Origin of the sequence: Marinobacterium nitratireducens (assembly GCF_014645375.1) — a bacterium.
Lineage (GTDB): Bacteria > Pseudomonadota > Gammaproteobacteria > Pseudomonadales > Balneatricaceae > Marinobacterium_A > Marinobacterium_A nitratireducens.
Window position 1 is genome coordinate 24,964 of sequence record NZ_BMLT01000017.1, and the last position, 15,051, is coordinate 40,014.

12 protein-coding genes are annotated in these 15,051 nt (G+C 62.0%); 8 read left to right on the forward strand and 4 right to left on the reverse strand.

Annotation, left to right across the window (positions count from 1 at the left end; genetic code table 11):
- Positions 1-517: 517 nt before the first annotated feature.
- Genes IEX85_RS21930 through IEX85_RS21940 form a run of 3 tightly spaced genes read left to right on the forward strand, consistent with a single transcriptional unit; the run spans position 518 to position 7,314 of the window.
- Positions 518-3,019 (forward strand): hypothetical protein, encoded by a 2,502-nt coding sequence (locus tag IEX85_RS21930; RefSeq protein ID WP_188862778.1) that lies wholly within the window; start codon positions 518-520, stop codon positions 3,017-3,019.
- A gap of 14 nt (positions 3,020-3,033) precedes the next feature.
- Positions 3,034-4,905: a GMC family oxidoreductase gene (locus IEX85_RS21935; protein WP_188862779.1), complete on the forward strand. Its 1,872-nt coding sequence runs from the start codon at positions 3,034-3,036 to the stop codon at positions 4,903-4,905.
- Between the two features lie 12 nt (positions 4,906-4,917).
- Positions 4,918-7,314 (forward strand): hypothetical protein, encoded by a 2,397-nt coding sequence (locus IEX85_RS21940; RefSeq protein WP_188862780.1) that lies wholly within the window; start codon positions 4,918-4,920, stop codon positions 7,312-7,314.
- A gap of 103 nt (positions 7,315-7,417) precedes the next feature.
- Here the strand turns inward: IEX85_RS21940 and IEX85_RS21945 are convergent, their stop codons facing one another.
- Together IEX85_RS21945 and ahpC are read right to left on the reverse strand one after the other, a co-directional pair.
- Complete coding sequence (locus tag IEX85_RS21945) at positions 7,418-8,332, reverse strand: aldo/keto reductase (RefSeq protein ID WP_188862781.1); 915 nt, start codon at positions 8,330-8,332, stop codon at positions 7,418-7,420.
- Between the two features lie 780 nt (positions 8,333-9,112).
- Positions 9,113-9,670: an alkyl hydroperoxide reductase subunit C gene (gene ahpC, locus IEX85_RS21950; protein ID WP_444543282.1), complete on the reverse strand. Its 558-nt coding sequence runs from the start codon at positions 9,668-9,670 to the stop codon at positions 9,113-9,115.
- A gap of 240 nt (positions 9,671-9,910) precedes the next feature.
- Between ahpC and IEX85_RS21955 the strand changes: the two genes are divergently transcribed.
- A complete protein-coding gene (locus tag IEX85_RS21955; RefSeq protein ID WP_188862783.1) occupies positions 9,911-10,159 on the forward strand; it encodes a DUF6455 family protein in 249 nt (82 codons plus the stop codon).
- An 83-nt stretch (positions 10,160-10,242) separates the two neighbouring features.
- Here the strand turns inward: IEX85_RS21955 and pspF are convergent, their stop codons facing one another.
- Positions 10,243-11,271, reverse strand: coding sequence for a phage shock protein operon transcriptional activator (gene pspF / locus IEX85_RS21960; RefSeq protein ID WP_188862784.1), 1,029 nt, complete (start codon positions 11,269-11,271; stop codon positions 10,243-10,245).
- Positions 11,272-11,464: 193 nt separating this feature from the next.
- Between pspF and pspA the strand changes: the two genes are divergently transcribed.
- The 4 genes from pspA to IEX85_RS21980 all read left to right on the forward strand — a co-directional run bounded on the left by pspA (position 11,465) and on the right by IEX85_RS21980 (position 13,672).
- Positions 11,465-12,142 (forward strand): phage shock protein PspA, encoded by a 678-nt coding sequence (gene pspA / locus IEX85_RS21965; protein ID WP_188862785.1) that lies wholly within the window; start codon positions 11,465-11,467, stop codon positions 12,140-12,142.
- Positions 12,142-12,411, forward strand: coding sequence for an envelope stress response membrane protein PspB (gene pspB, locus IEX85_RS21970; protein WP_188862786.1), 270 nt, complete (start codon positions 12,142-12,144; stop codon positions 12,409-12,411). Before pspA ends, pspB begins: the two co-directional genes overlap by 1 nt.
- 2 nt (positions 12,412-12,413) lie before the next feature.
- Positions 12,414-12,803 carry an envelope stress response membrane protein PspC gene (pspC, locus tag IEX85_RS21975; protein ID WP_188862787.1) on the forward strand — a complete coding sequence of 130 codons (390 nt, stop codon included), beginning with the start codon at positions 12,414-12,416 and terminating at the stop codon, positions 12,801-12,803.
- Between the two features lie 257 nt (positions 12,804-13,060).
- Entirely contained in the window at positions 13,061-13,672 is a 612-nt protein-coding gene (locus IEX85_RS21980; RefSeq protein ID WP_188862788.1) for an antibiotic biosynthesis monooxygenase, read from the forward strand.
- Positions 13,673-14,456: 784 nt separating this feature from the next.
- On the opposite strand, the gene IEX85_RS21985 is transcribed toward IEX85_RS21980, so the two are convergent.
- The gene (locus tag IEX85_RS21985; protein ID WP_188862789.1) at positions 14,457-15,005 is read right to left on the reverse strand and encodes a TetR/AcrR family transcriptional regulator; all 549 of its coding nucleotides are present in this window, start codon (positions 15,003-15,005) and stop codon (positions 14,457-14,459) included.
- Positions 15,006-15,051: the final 46 nt, after the last annotated feature.

Here is a 15,051-nt window from a genome sequence, read left to right on the forward strand (position 1 = left end):
CAGCATGCCTTCGAAACGGCGCCTCGATTCCGGCTCGCGCTGTAAGCCAGAGCCTCATTGGGACTTATTCGCAGGTTCCCTAACAAACACCGACCCTTGAATGAGAAAATAAAACTCCAGCACAATTCGCAATAAAAAATCTTACTTAAAACAAGCGTTTAAGATTTTAAAGATTCAGTAAAAGCCTTCGCTAATGCTGCACCCCGGAAAAAACTTGAGAGCCGGTTTTATGTTCGAAAAAAAGCCGGCCTATACTTCTTGGCAAAAGGAAGCTGAATATTCGAAGGCAGGGACGCACCTCCCTATCCCGGAGCCTCGCACTGCCCGCACAGGGCGGTTGATTTCCGCGGTATCCGGACTGTCTGGCGTCATCCTCCCTGCCCGAGAACCGAGAACGTAGCGGTCGAATCGGAAATATACGAATCAACCGGACGGATATCCCGATATGCCGGTCTGTTCCGGTAAATCGGAACCTGTGCACAGATGACCCAATAAAGCCCGGAAAGGAGTCGAGGAGATGAAAGCCGTCAGAATATCGTTATTGCTGGCCGCCTTTTCTTTGTTGTTGCAGGCCTGTAGCCCATCCAATATCTGCGGCGAGGGTGCCGGCAAGGTACGTGACGAGGCTCTGTGCGTCGGCCGGGATGCAGACTCGCTGGCCGGCTCGGACATAGACTACTTCGCCGATATGGATTACGGCATCAGCAAGGATCCCGAGGAAGTCGCGCGGCGCCTCGAGCCCTATATACCGGGCATCACACCGCAGCAGGCGCGCGATGCCATCGTCCGCGGGCGCAACAACTGGATCGTCTGGACGGCCGGCAACGATGCGCTCTGGGACGAAATTTCGCGGGTCAGCGTCGGCAACCTCGACTTTCTCAAGACCCTTTCCAACCACCCCAGCCTGAAGTTCAGCCGCGACAATCGCTGGCAGTATCTCGGCGTGGTCAACGAGCCCTGCTACAACAAGGCCGAAGGGCCGCGGGAGGATCGCTACGGCCTATGGCTCGATGTCCGGGATCCGGACTGCGGGCCGGACCCGTTCGAAGACGAGGTCAAGTATCCCGGGGTCGAGATCGGTGCTCGCGGCAAGAACATCCCCGCCGGATCCTACTACGGCTACGGTACCGGCATCGTCGGTCTGCGGCTGTTCCCGAACCCGGACTTCGACGAAGAGGCCGAAGAGAACTGGGACCCGGAACGCTACTACAACGACCCCGACTACTATCAGAACAGGGACCTGGTGAAGCCCTATCGCGTGGGCATGTCCTGCGGTTTCTGCCACGTCGGCCCGAATCCGGCCAATCCGCCCGCCGATCCGGAAAACCCCGAGTGGGCCAACCTCAATTCCAACCCCGGCGCACAGTACTTCTGGGTCGATCGGATCTTCATGTGGGACGCCGATCGCAGCAGTTTCCCGTTCCAGCTGTTCCATACCTCGCGACCCGGCGCCCTGGACACCTCGCTGATTTCATCGGATTACATCAACAATCCGCGCACCATGAACGCCATCTACAACCTCGGCGCGCGCATGGAGATCGCCTCCAAACTCGGTCGTGAAAAACTCGCCGGCGGCGGGCTCAACAACAAGCAGTTCAATCAGCTCGACGCCGTTCCCGAACAGAGCCCGCTGAATCAGTTCTATGAGGAGCCCGATACCGTATTCACCCCGCGCGTACTCAAGGACGGCGCGGACTCGGTGGGCGCCCTCGGCGCGCTGAACCGGGTTTACATCAACATCGGTCTGTTCAGCCAGGAGTGGCTGGAGCACTTCAAGCCGCTGATCGGCGGCAAGCCCATCACCCCGTTCGAAATCGAGGTGGCGCGCAAGAATTCCAGCTACTGGAACGCCAACGAAACCCAAACCCCGGACCTGGCGCTGTTCCTGCTGGCCTCGGCACGCCCGGACTACCTCGCCAACGCCCCCGGCGGCGAACAGTACCTGAGCCGCGACGGCTCGCAACTCGAACGCGGCAAGGAGGTCTTCGCCGACACCTGCGCGCGCTGCCACTCCAGCAAACTGCCGGAGAAAACCTTCGACTTCTTCCCCAACCACGGCTGCGTCGAGGACGGCTACCTGCAATGCTTCGCCAACTACTGGCGCTGGAGCCAGAGCGACGAGTTCAAGGGGCAGATGCGCGAAATCGTGAAGCAGGACGATTTCCTGGACGACAACTTCCTCTCCACCGAGCTGCGCGTTCCCGTGACCCTGCTGGAAACCAACGCCTGCAGTCCGCTGGCCACCAACGGCATCGGCGGCAATATCTGGGACAACTTCACCTCCGAGTCGTACAAGAAGCTGCCGTCGGCCGGTACCCTGACCGTTCAGCACCCGATCAGCGGCGAACCCTGGAACTACGAGCTGCCCGCCGACGGTCGCGGCTATACCCGCCCGGCCTCGCTGGTGAGCCTCTGGTCCTCGGCCCCCTACCTGCTCAACAACACCGTAGGCGACTTCAAGTGGACGGGCTCCGTCGCCGACCGCATGGCCTCGTTCGACGACTCGATCGAGAAAATGCTGTGGCCGGAAAAGCGCGAGGGCGACTTCGAGGTCATCACCCGCTCCGGCAAGACCCACCCGGGCGTGATCGACCGCACCTCCGAGCAGAGCTACCTGCGGGTCGCCAGCGGATATCTGCCAAGCTCGCTGCAGGCCCTGGAAGGCACCCTGGCCAAACTGCTGCCCTGGCTGTTCGGTGACGGCGGCGTCGAGATCGGCCCGATCCCGACCGGCACGCCGATCAATCTGCTGTCGAACATCGACATGGAAAAGCGCGAAGAGGTCATCAAAGTGCTGCTCGAGGCCAAGAAGGACCTCAAGGCGCTGCCGGAGAACGCCAGCGACGAGGAGGCCAAAGCGGTCTTTGCCGATCTGGTCGACCCGCTTCTGGCGGTCAACAAATGCCCGGATTTCGTCGTCAACAAGGGCCACTACTTCGGCACCGACTACATGGTCGACGAACAGGGGCTTAGCGATGACGACAAATACGCCCTGATCGCCTTCCTGAAAACACTCTGAGCGGGGGAATCAGCATGAGCATTGAATATGACTATATCGTCGTGGGCTCCGGCGCCGGCGGCGGCACCCTCGCCGCAAGGCTTGCCGAAAGCGGCCACAGCGTACTGGTGCTCGAGGCCGGCGGAGACCCCCGCACACTGAAAGGCGGCGACGCCGTCAGCGACGACAACCGGCTACCCGACGACTACGACGTGCCGGTGTTCCACGCCTTCTCCAGCGAAAACAAGGCCATGAAGTGGGACTACTTCGTGCGCCACTACGGCGACGACGGGCAACAGCGGAAAGACCCCAAGTACAGTGCCAGCTACGAGGGCGAGGACGTCGACGGGGTGCTCTACCCCCGCGCCGGCTGCCTTGGAGGCTGCACCGCCCACAACGCCATGATCACCGTGTATCCGCACAACGACGACTGGGAGCATATCGCCGCAATCACCGGCGACGACTCCTGGAAGGCGCGGCCGATGCGCGAATACTTCCAGAAACTGGAAAACTGCCACCACCGGCCCGACGAGCGCTTTTACAATCGGCTGGCGAATCCCAGCAAGCACGGCTTCAAGGGCTGGCTGCAAACCGAGAAGGCGATTCCGAAAAGCGCGCTCGGCGACGGCGACCTGGTCAAGACACTGGTCAGCTCGGTCGAGACCGCCTTCGACGAGCTGGGCGAGCCCTTCAAGCGTGGCGAGTGGCTGCGCCAGGGACACGGCGACCCCAACGACTGGCGGCTGGTCAAGGACAATGCCACCGGGCTGCGCTATCCGCCGCTGGCGACGAAAAACCACCAGCGCATGGGATCACGCGAGCGTCTGCTCGACGTCCAGAAACGCCACCCCGATCTTCTCAAGATCGAACTAGACGCTCTGGTAACCCGGGTGCTGTTCGACGATGACAACCGCGCCACCGGAGTCGAAGTCATGAAGGGCGCACGCCTCTATCGCGCCCACTGCAAACCCCATGGCCAGCCTCGGGAAACCGTGATCGCGCGCGCGCGCAGGGAAGTCATCCTCGCCGGCGGCGCCTTCAATACTCCGCAGCTGCTGATGCTGTCCGGCATAGGTCCGCGGGATGAACTCAACCGCCACGGCATCGACGTGCGCGTCGAGCTGCCGGGCGTCGGCCGGAACCTGCAGGATCGCTACGAGGTCGGCGTGGTCAACCGCATGAACTTCGAGAACTGGGAAGTGCTGGAGGGGGCCAAATACGCCAAGGGCGACCCTCAGTACCGGCAGTGGGCCGAGAAACGCGAGGGGGTCTACACCACCAATGGTGCGGTCATCGCGGTGATCAAGCGCTCGCTGCAGGAGCGGCCGCTGCCCGACCTGTTCTGCTTCGCGCTGCTCGGGCTCTTCAGGGGCTACTTTCCGACCTACTCGAAGCTGCTGGCGGAGCATCTCAATTACCTGACCTGGGCGATCCTGAAGGCGCATACCAACAATACTGCCGGGTCGGTCACACTGCGATCCGGCGATCCCCGGGATACGCCGCACATCAATTTCCGCTACTTCGAGGAAGGCAACGATGCCAGTGGCGAAGACCTCGAGTCGGTGGTCGAGGGCATCAAGTTCATCCGTAAACTCACCGCACCGCTGAAGAAAAAGGGCCTGATCGCCGAGGAAGAACTGCCGGGCGAGGCGCTGCAGAGCGACGATGAACTGCGCGACTTCGTGCGCAACCAGGCCTGGGGACACCATGCCTCCTGCACCTGCCCGATCGGCGCCGACGACGATCCGATGGCGGTACTCGACAGCGAGTTCCGGGTACGCGGCACCAAAGGCCTGCGCGTCGTCGACGCGTCGGTATTTCCGCGCATCCCGGGCTTTTTCATCGTCTGCGCCATCTACATCGTGGCGGAGAAAGCCGCCGATGTGATTCTCAAGGATGCCGGCTGAGGAGTCCGCCCGATGCTCAAATGGCTGGCCGAACGCTTCGCTCGCTGCGAGCCCGTCAAGGTCGAGACGGTAATGTCGAAGGAACGGGAGTATATCGAGGACGGACAGTCCCGGGCCTTCGACGAAAGCCACAGGGCCTATCTCGAGCAGCATTATCGCACCTTCACCGAGAAGGAATACCCGGATTATGTGCGCGCCCATTACGACTACATGGATCCGGAGGCCTATCCGCACAAAAAGCGCCCCTGCTACGGCCTAGCGCTGTCCGGCGGCGGCATACGCTCGGCCTCCTTCGCCACCGGCGTGATCCAGGCGCTGCGCAACCGCCACCTGGCCGGCAACAAGCCGCCGGTATTCGAACGTCTGGCATACCTGTCCACCGTATCCGGCGGCGGCTACGCCGGCTCTGCGCTGACCTGGTACCAGAAGCTGTTCAACTGCTTTCCGTTCGGCAACATCGAGACCTTCGCCGGCAGTCTGCGCAGCCAGAGCGAAGAGGACCGCATCCTCAGTTACATTCGCCAGCACGGCAAATACCTCACGCCTTCACACCTGGGCACCGCCTCGCTGATCGGCAATGTGCTGCTCAGCGTGACCCACTCGGTGGTCGCCTATACGCTGCTGTTCGGCCTGGCGTTTCTGCTGTTCTCGATCCTGATCACCACCGGCGTGCTCGACCCGCTGCTGAACATGACGGTCATCAGCACCACCAGCGTCGAATCGTTGCTGGAGCGGGGACCGCGCATGCTGGCCTCTATACAGGACGAGGCCGTCAGCAATCACCGCATCGCCTTCTCGGTGTTTTTCCTCACCCTGGCGCTGATCGGCACAGCGCTGTTTCTTGCCATCGTCTTCCTCTATGGCCTGAGCAGCTACTTCGCCACCTCCTTTTCCCGCGCCTATTGCTACAGGGTTCGGATACAGCGCACCCTGGGACTGCTGCTGAAAGGGATCGCCACCGCGCTGTTTTTCGCCGCCATACCGCTGGTCGCACACCTGGTGTTCGGTACTCACCTGTCGCTGAACGACCCGGGACTCTTCAGTTCGATGGCGTCGGGTCTGGCCGGCGTGCTGCTGTCGATACGTCAGTTCCGCCTCAATACCGAGGCCGCCAGCAACAACCAAAGCCGCAGCAGCTGGATTACCCGGGCACTGACGATCGTCGCGGCAATGCTCTTTACCTTCTTCGTTTTCCTGATCGCCTACATCACCGCAGAGTACGTTCACGAGCTGTACCGCGGCTCCGGCGACCCCTCCTGGCTGCTGCTGTTCGTGCTGCTGGCGGTGGTGGTACCACTGATCGTCAACATCAACCAGGTATCGCCGCACAAGATGTACCGCGACCGGCTGATGGAAACCTTTCTCAAGGCCCCGGAGGTAGCGCCAACCGAGCCGCTGTGCGAACGGGGCAAAGCCGCCAACGCCACCACCCTTGCCGACATCGCCAGCGCCAAAAGCTGGTCGCCCTACCACCTGATCAACTGCAATATCATTCTCAACAACGCCATCACGCCCCGCTACCGCGGCCGCCTCGGCGACAGTTTTCTGCTGTCGCCGCTGTACTGCGGCAGTCTGGCGACCGACTATATCGACACCCGGGGCTTTGCCAACGGCAGCATGACGCTCGCCACCGCCATGTCGATATCCGGCGCCGCGGAAAACCCCCATTCGGGTGTCGCCGGTGCCGGCGGCGTCACCAGCCCGGTGCTGTCGTTCCTGGCCACCTTTCTCGGCCTGAGACTGGGATACTGGGCCTTTAACCCGAACCATCCGCTGCTGGCACTGCAGCGCCTGATCGGTCCCAACTATCTGTTCCCGGGTTTTCGCAGCCTGTTCAACTATGGTCATACCGAACACAGCCTGCTGGTCGAACTCTCCGACGGCGGCCACTTCGACAACACCGGGCTTTACGAACTGGTGCGCCGGCGTACGCCGGTGATCATTCTCTCCGACGCCAGCGCCGACCCCGGCGCCACCTTCGACGACTTCGGCAATGCCGTGGAGCGCATCCGTGTCGATTTCGGCGTTTCCATCCGCTTTCCCCACGAATCCTACAACATGGCCGGCGTGCTGCCGGGAAGTCAGGCCGCCAGCAGCGAAAACAGCGCCCGCATCTACGACGAAAAGTACCAGTTGTCGGAGCGCGGCTACGCCATCGGCGATATCCTCTACCCCGATGCAGGCGACAATAAAGCCTTCGTCGGACGCCTGGTCTACATCAAATCGGCGATGACCCGGCACCTGCCGGGAGATCTGTATTCCTACAAGCTGAGCAATCCGAGCTATCCCAATCAGCCCACCAGCGATCAGTTCTTCGACGAGCGTCAGTTCGAAGCCTACCGCGAGCTGGGCTACCAGCTGACCCGCCAGTTGCTGAGCAATGAAGAGGCGATGAAGCTGCTGCCCTAGCCGGCTGCCGGTCTTGACCGGTCGTACGGCGAATAGCCCCCTCGGCAAAAGCTTCGCCCGGGCACCGGGCTCCTGCGGCCGTCTACCCTGCACCCGACTGCTGTCACAGTCCCTGGATATATTCGACCATCTGCGCCCGCATCCGCCGCGATGGCAAGGGGCCGTAGAGCGCGCCCATGTTCTCGGTCATATGATCGACCCGGCGGGTTGCCGGAATGGCGCAGGTCACCGCCGGGTGGGAAAGGATGTATTTAAGGAAGAACTGGGCCCAGTTCCCCGCCTCGATCTCGACGGCCCAGGGCGGCAGCGGATAACGCGCGAAGCGGTGGAACAGCCCACCGCGCTGAAACGGCCGGTTGACGATCACCGCCACGCCGCGCTCCGCCGCCAGCGGCAGCAGCCGGGCTTCGGCTTCGCGATCGAGGACATTGTAGGTGAGCTGCACGAAGTCCAGCGGCTCGCTGCGCAGAATGGCCTCCAGCTCGTCGTGACGCCGGCCGTGGGAGGTGGTCACACCGATATAGCGCAACCTGCCGTCGGCCTTCAATCCGCGCAGGGTTTCAAGCTGCTGCTGCCAGGCCACCAGGTTATGCACCTGAATCAGATCGAAGCGCTCCAGCCCCCAGAGATCGAACGAGTGCTCGATCTGCATACGGCCATGAAACTCGAGCGGCGTCCAGACCTTGGTCGCGGAGAAAAGCCCGCCTGGATAACCCATCAGCTCCAGACAGCGCCCGACGGCCTCCTCGGACGAGCCGTACATCGGCGAGGAATCGATAAGTCCGCCGCCGGCCATGAAAAAAGTACGCAACACCTCGGCGCGCTGCGCCAGCGCGGAGGCGTCTGCGCCGACATCGAAGGTCAGCCAGGTACCCATGCCGATCGCGGGAATCGCCTCGCCGCTGGAGGGAATGGTGCGAGCATGCATGACGCTGGCGCGCACCGGACGCGGCAGCACCAGCCAGCCCAGGCTGGCCAGTGCCGACGCCAGCAGCGTGCGTCGATCGATCGACCGCATCGTACAAACCTCCTGCGGGAACCTGTCCACCGTCAGACAGCCGATCCGGCCACAGGGTCCCTGCCGCCGTTTCGACAGAAGCAAAAATGCAAAACCCCGCAGACGCGCATGCGCCTGCGGGGTTTCGAGTGTGGTCCGTGGCTTGCGCGGTGCCAGCCGACACGAATCGATCTGTACGGCGATCGATATGGCGGGTTACGCGAAGCTCGCAAAGCGCTCAGACCCCGTAGGTTGGGTCTAGGTCCGAAGGACCGTAACCCAACACTGAGGTTTCAGGCAAGTGCGTGCCAGCCGACAACCATCGATCTCTAATACGATCGATATAACAGGTTACGCGAAGCTCGCAAAGCGCTCAGACCCCGTAGCTTGGGTCTAGGTCCGAAGGACCGTAACCCAACACTGAGGTTTCAGGCAAGTGCGTGCCAGCCGACAACCATCGATCTGTAATGCGATCGATATGGCGGGTTACGCGATGCCCAACCCCCGTGCCAACCGAATCATACGACGGCATTGCATCGCTAGCAGCCTGTCGGGCTTGACCGATCGTAGCGAGGGGAAGTCCGTTTTGAGGCAGTTTTTGAGCTCTTTTGAGGCGAATAGTGGTTCGATTTAACGAAAAGGAGAACAAAAAATGACCAAAATCGGCTTTCCCGCAGTAGATCTGCGTTAAGTCCGACGGGCTGCTAGACCCACCCTCCGGATCGTGCCAGTCGCAAACCACTCACCAGTCACTCGTCGATAATTGCTCCTGCATTATCGACATACAGAGCATCCCTGGTCTTAGATCTTGCCGACCAGATCCAGTGACGGCGCCAGGGTTTCCTCGCCTTCCTTCCACTTCGCCGGGCAGACTTCACCCGGGTGGGCGGCGACGTACTGGGCAGCCTTGATCTTGCGCACCAGTTCGCTGGCGTCGCGGCCGATGCCGCCGGCGTTGATCTCGATGATCTGGATCTTGCCTTCCGGATCGATGACGAAGGTGCCACGCTCGGCGAGGCCCGCTTCCTCGATCATCACACCGAAGTTGCGGGTGATGGCACCGGTCGGGTCGCCGATCATCGGGAACCGGATCTTGCCGATGGTTTCGGAGGTGTCGTGCCAGGCCTTGTGGGTGAAGTGGGTGTCGGTGGAGACCGAGTACACCTCGACGCCGCGGGACTTCAGCTCCTCGTAGTGATCCGCCAGGTCGCCGAGCTCGGTCGGGCAGACGAAGGTGAAATCGGCCGGGTAGAAGAAGAACACCGACCACTGGCCTTTCAGGCTGGCTTCGTTGACTTCGACGAACTCGCCGTTGTGAAAAGCGGTCGCCTGAAACGGTTTGACTTCGGTATTGATCAGAGACTGGCTCATGTCGTGCTCCTGCTCGCTGATGGGTATCTCGAAAACAGGAGTCATGGTAGCGAGCATCAGAATGTTGTTAAAATCAATTTTATAAAATCAACTAATAGTTAAAAGCTATTTATATACCGGTCGAACTTCCCGTCAGCAGGCGGCTGAGTCATGGTCTTGACGACCGTCAATTCAATGACCGGCGATTCGTCCGATGATGGTAACCAGTCTCTACCGGAGGATCCGACAATGGGCATCATTCGACACATCGACGACCGCCTCGAACTAATGGGGTTGATGCTGGAAGCGACCGGCGCCGACCTTGCCCGGCTATCCGGCCAAACCCTCGAAACCGAATTCCGTTCCGCCGCCTATCGCTGTCTCGGCTGTCGCCGGGAGGCCGAGTGCGAACGCTGGCTGAGCCAGGAACATCACGAGGACCCCGCACCCGACTTCTGTCCCAACTCCGAACTGATGAACCGTACCCGCATGACCTGATGAGCCCGCGGAGCCTCGCCGGCATGCCCATGCCGGAGGCTTTGCACGGCGCGACCGGTGCCCGCCCGCGGAATCCCCGACATTCAGTCGGCTTCGGCCAGCAACCCGGGATACTTGCGCAGTGCCGCGCGCAGCTGGTGATAACTCAGCCCCAGCGCCTCGGCAGCGCGGCGCTGATTGAAACGCGAAGCTTCCAGCGCCTGCCGGATCAACTGCTGTTCCTGCGTCGCCAGGTGTTCGCGCAAATCCAGCGGAAAAGCGGCCTGCGCGGATGACGCAGCAGTCTCTCCAGCACTCCTGTCAGCGACCTCCGCCGACGGCTCGCCAGCCGCTCTCCAGGGCGCAGCAAAGGGGTCGAGCACGATACGCGACACCGGCTGCTGAGGATCCTGATTGCGATAAATGCTGCGCTCGACGACGTTCTTCAGCTCCCGCACGTTGCCCGGCCAGTCGTACTCCAGCAGCTGGGCAAGCGCCTCGCTGCTGAAACCCGGAAACCAGTCCTGATCCAGTTCGCGGCACATGCGCTGGGCGAAATGCTCGGCAAGCTCCGGAATATCGTCACGCCGGTAACGCAGTGGCGGCAGGTTGAGCACATCGAACGCCAGCCGATCGAGCAGATCGGCGCGAAAGCGCCCGTCCCGCACCACCGCCGGCAGATCCTCATTGGTGGCAGCCACCACCCGGACATCCACCTGCAGGGTGCGGCTGCCGCCGAGTCGCTCGAAACGTCCGTACTCGATGATGCGCAGGAGCTTTTCCTGCACCCTTAGCGAGGCCGTCGCCAGCTCATCGAGGAACAGGGTGCCGCCCTCGGCGCGCTCGAACAGCCCGGCGCGCGACCGGCTGGCGCCGGTAAAGGCTCCGGCCTCGTGGCCGAACAATTCTGACTCCAGCAGTGATTCGCTCATCGCGGCACAGTTGACCTGCAGATAAGGCTGCTGCCAGCGGCCGGAAAGGTAGTGCAGCCGTTCGGCGACCAGCTCCTTGCCGGTACCGCGCTCGCCGATAATCAGCACCGGCCGGTTCAGCGGCGCCAGCCGCGAGGCCTGCGCCAGCACGCGGTGAAAGCTGTCAGAACTGCCGATCAAGGCCTGTCGGGATTGAGCCATATTAACTATTTATCAGCCAAATTAACCATATAATAGCCCTATCACCCACATCTACAATCAGTCAAAGGCTACCCGCGATAGCCATGACCCAAAAAAACCAATTACTTTCAATTAGTTAAAAATTACTGGCACGACCCTCGCTTCTAATCGGTCAAGACTATCGCGAAACCCGATTCGCAGGAGGACCGCAATCATGGGCATCTTTTCACGCTTTGGTGACATCATTAACGCCAATATCACCGCCCTGCTCGACCGCGCCGAAGACCCGGCCAAGATGATCCGCATGATGATTCAGGAAATGGAGGATACCCTGGTCGAAGTCCGCACCACCTCCGCCCGCGTCATCGCCGACCGCAAGACCCTGGAGCGCCGCATGGCCCGGCTTCAGGAAGAAGCCGTCGAATGGGAACGCAAGGCCCGCCTGGCCATCAGCAAGGGCCGCGAGGACCTGGCCCGCGCCGCGCTGGCCGAGCAGCAGGCCGTCGAGGAGGCATTGCGCCAGGCCAGCCGCGAGGTCGATGCCATCGAGGAACAGCTTGGCATCCTCAACGAGGAGGTCGGCCAGCTGCAGCAAAAGCTCGACGACGCCAAGGCGAAGCAGAAGTCATTGCAGGTTCGCGAACAGACCAACCGCTCGCGCATGGACATGCACCGCTCCGGCAGCCGGGAAAAACTCGAAGAGGCGTTCCGCAAATTCGAGACCTACGAGCGCCGGATGGACAACATGGAGGCGGAACTCGAATCCCGCGACCTGGGTCGTAACCGCAACCTGCACGAGGAATTCGAGGACCTGGAGCGTGACGACCAGGTCGAAGAGGCGCTGGCGGCCCTCAAGGCACGGATGCAGGCCGACAAGCGGAGTGACGACTGATGTCCACAATGATGTTCTTCTTCATCCCGACGGTGATTTTCCTCACCGTCGTGGTGCCGATCTGGCTGGTGCTGCATTACTGGACCCGCGCCCGCCTGAACAAGGGTTTGTCCGACGATGAGCGCCACGAACTGGAAGAGGCACTGGCCGTGGCCGAACGCCTCGAGCAGCGCGTTGCGACTCTTGAAACCATTCTCGACAGCGAACACGCCGGCTGGCGTACGGCCCGGGACGAAGACGGGCCGACCCGCCGCAGCGCAAGGAGTTGATCATGCAGAAGGCATGCAAAGCCAACGGATACAACCGCAACCTCTACCGCAGCTCGTCCCAGGGCTGGATCGCCGGCGTCTGCGCAGGACTTGCCGAAAGCTACGGTCAGCCGGTATGGCTGGCACGCATTATCTTTCTGACGTTGTTTCTGTTCAGCGGCAGCCTGGCGGTACTGCTGTATCTCGCCGGTGTGGTGCTGCTGGCGCGCCGCCCCAGTGAAGCACCGCGGGAAACCCCGCGCCGACCCGCCTTCGACTACGGCCAGCCGATGAACGCCAGACTGCGACAGATCGGCGAACGGATGCGCGCCCTCGATGAGCGCCTGCAGGCGATGGAGCGCTATGTCACGTCCAGTCGCTACCGCTTCAACAAGGAATTTCGAGACCTGTAAGACCTGCGCCCCGCCGGGGCGCCTCGATTCGCGCACGCGCGGCAAGCCAGCGCTTCGTTGAGACTTGTTCGCAGGTTTCCTAACAGGGTGTTGAAAAACGTTTTCGAGGCAGCCGAGGCTAGGCAAAAACAGGCGAAAAAGCGCAGTTTAGTGGACTAAATGAGCATTTTGAGCCTGATTTTAACGACGCATTCGGCAACGCAGATAGATCTTCAACAGCCTGCTAAGATGGCAGCTTGCACAGGAGCTGCCCCATTATGGACCCGAAGTATCAAGAGCCGACGCCGAAGCTCAACGCCACCGAGGCGGCCGAGAATGCCATCACGGTGGTCATTTCCCGCCGCATCAAGAAAGGCAAGGAAAAGGATTTCGAACAACTCAATGCGGCCCTCAGCCGCGAAGCGCTGCAATTTCCCGGATTTCTTGGCACCACCCTGTTCCGCCCGGCCAGCAGTGACGATCCCGAATACCGCATCATTTTCAAGTTCCGCACCCGCGAGGACTTCGAACGCTGGCAACACTCCGCCGAGCGCCATCAGTACCTGGATGATATCGAACAGTGTCTCGATGCGCCCGACAGCACCGAAGTGCTCTCCGGGCTGGTCGCCTGGTTTTCGCTGCCGGGCCAGAACCCGGTGCAACCGCCGCCGAAGTACAAGATGGCCGTCGTCGCCTGGCTGGCAATATTCCCGCTGATCACGCTGATCACCTGGGGACTGGGGCCCTGGCTCGGTCACCTGCCGCTGATTCCCCGAACCCTGGGGATGACGGTGGTGATAACACTGCTGATGACCTATGTGCTGATGCCGTTACTGACCCGATTGCTGGCGTTCTGGCTGTTCCCGAAACAGGACCGCGGCGAGCGCTAGCGCAACAGCCCACCAGGGGCGACGCCCGCAGGAGCGGCGTACCCAAACTTACGGGCACTTCCCTCGCCGCGAACCATCCACCAAGGTGCCAGACCCGGTTCGCCGCGGGGCGCGGCATCCTACGCACCAGGGACCACCGCACGACACCGTAGGAGCGGCGCCCCGCCGCGAAATGGGTTCGGCATGGCGCCGGGCGGCTTCGTCCGGAGACCGGGCTCCTACGGGGACCGCGGAGCCACCGTAGCGTAGGAGCGGCGCCCCGCCGCGAAATGGGTTCGGCATGGCGCCGGGAGGCTTCGTCCGGAGACCGGGCGCCTACGGGGACCGCGGAATCACCGTAGCGTAGGAGGGGCGCCCCTCCGCGAAATGGGTTTGGTATGGTGCCGGGCGGCTTCGCCCGGGGACCGGGCTCCTACGGGGAGCGCGGAATCACCGTAGCGTAGGAGCGGCGCCCCGCCGCGAAACGGGTTTGGTATGGCGCCGGGAGGCTTCGTCCGGAGACCGGGCTCCTACGGGGACCGCGGAATCACCGTAGCGTAGGAGCGGCGCCCCTCCGCGAAATGGGTTTGGCATGGCGCCGGGCGGCTTCGCCCGGAGACCGGGCTCCTACGGGGAGCGCGGAATCACCGTAGCGTAGGAGCGGCGCCCCGCCGCGAAACGGGTTTGGTATGGCGCCGGGCGGCTTCGCCCGGAGACCGGGCTCCTACGGAGACCGCGGAGCCACGGTAGCGTAGGAGCGGCGCCCCGCCGCGAACGCGAAGACAATCGGCACGCCGCCAGGGACCTATTCGATTGCCCTGGCAATCGTCTGCTTGAGGCGGCCAACGTCGGGCCCCGGACGCTGGCGTAAAGCCGGCTGCAGCATGCCTTCCCGGCACAGGGCGTGAAGCACGAAACGCTGCTCCTCGTCCAGCGTCGCTCCCTGCGCCTGAAGCACCGCATCGCACCAGACCGTTAGCCTGTATTCGAAATCGTCGAACAGCCGGCGTGCCTCCCCGGCCATCTTGTGCCGTTCACCGAGCATTATGCGATAGACCGCCACCGTTTCGGGCTTTGCAGCCAGCAGCCGATAGGCCTCGATGACGGCGCCAAGCCAGTCGCCGCTCAGCACCTCGATGGCGTTGCGCTGCTGTTCGGCGGCTTCAATGGTCTGCTCCAGCATCGCCTGCCAGAGCACCTGCTTGCTGGGGAAATGACCGTAAACGGTGGGTTTGGACACGGCAGCATTCTGTACCACCAGATCGATGGTCGTGCCCTGATAGCCGAGCTCGACGAAGAGTTCGCGGGCACTGTCCAGAATCTGCAGCTTTTTCGACGGTCGTCCCCTGGCCATATCCGCTCCCGAAACCCGATTGACAAACGCGGATTTTATCAATATT

Excerpts from the sequence above, each read along its gene's own strand:
- pspF (WP_188862784.1), bottom strand. The coding sequence starts at position 11,271 with ATGGCTCAATCCCGACAGGCCTTGATCGGCAGTTCTGACAGCTTTCAC.
- pspA (WP_188862785.1), top strand. The coding sequence starts at position 11,465 with ATGGGCATCTTTTCACGCTTTGGTGACATCATTAACGCCAATATCACC.
- IEX85_RS21935 (WP_188862779.1), top strand. The coding sequence starts at position 3,034 with ATGAGCATTGAATATGACTATATCGTCGTGGGCTCCGGCGCCGGCGGC.
- IEX85_RS21985 (WP_188862789.1), bottom strand. The coding sequence starts at position 15,005 with ATGGCCAGGGGACGACCGTCGAAAAAGCTGCAGATTCTGGACAGTGCC.
- IEX85_RS21955 (WP_188862783.1), top strand. The coding sequence starts at position 9,911 with ATGGGCATCATTCGACACATCGACGACCGCCTCGAACTAATGGGGTTG.
- IEX85_RS21940 (WP_188862780.1), top strand. The coding sequence starts at position 4,918 with ATGCTCAAATGGCTGGCCGAACGCTTCGCTCGCTGCGAGCCCGTCAAG.
- IEX85_RS21980 (WP_188862788.1), top strand. The coding sequence starts at position 13,061 with ATGGACCCGAAGTATCAAGAGCCGACGCCGAAGCTCAACGCCACCGAG.
- IEX85_RS21930 (WP_188862778.1), top strand. The coding sequence starts at position 518 with ATGAAAGCCGTCAGAATATCGTTATTGCTGGCCGCCTTTTCTTTGTTG.
- IEX85_RS21945 (WP_188862781.1), bottom strand. The coding sequence starts at position 8,332 with ATGCGGTCGATCGATCGACGCACGCTGCTGGCGTCGGCACTGGCCAGC.
- pspB (WP_188862786.1), top strand. The coding sequence starts at position 12,142 with ATGTCCACAATGATGTTCTTCTTCATCCCGACGGTGATTTTCCTCACC.
- pspC (WP_188862787.1), top strand. The coding sequence starts at position 12,414 with ATGCAGAAGGCATGCAAAGCCAACGGATACAACCGCAACCTCTACCGC.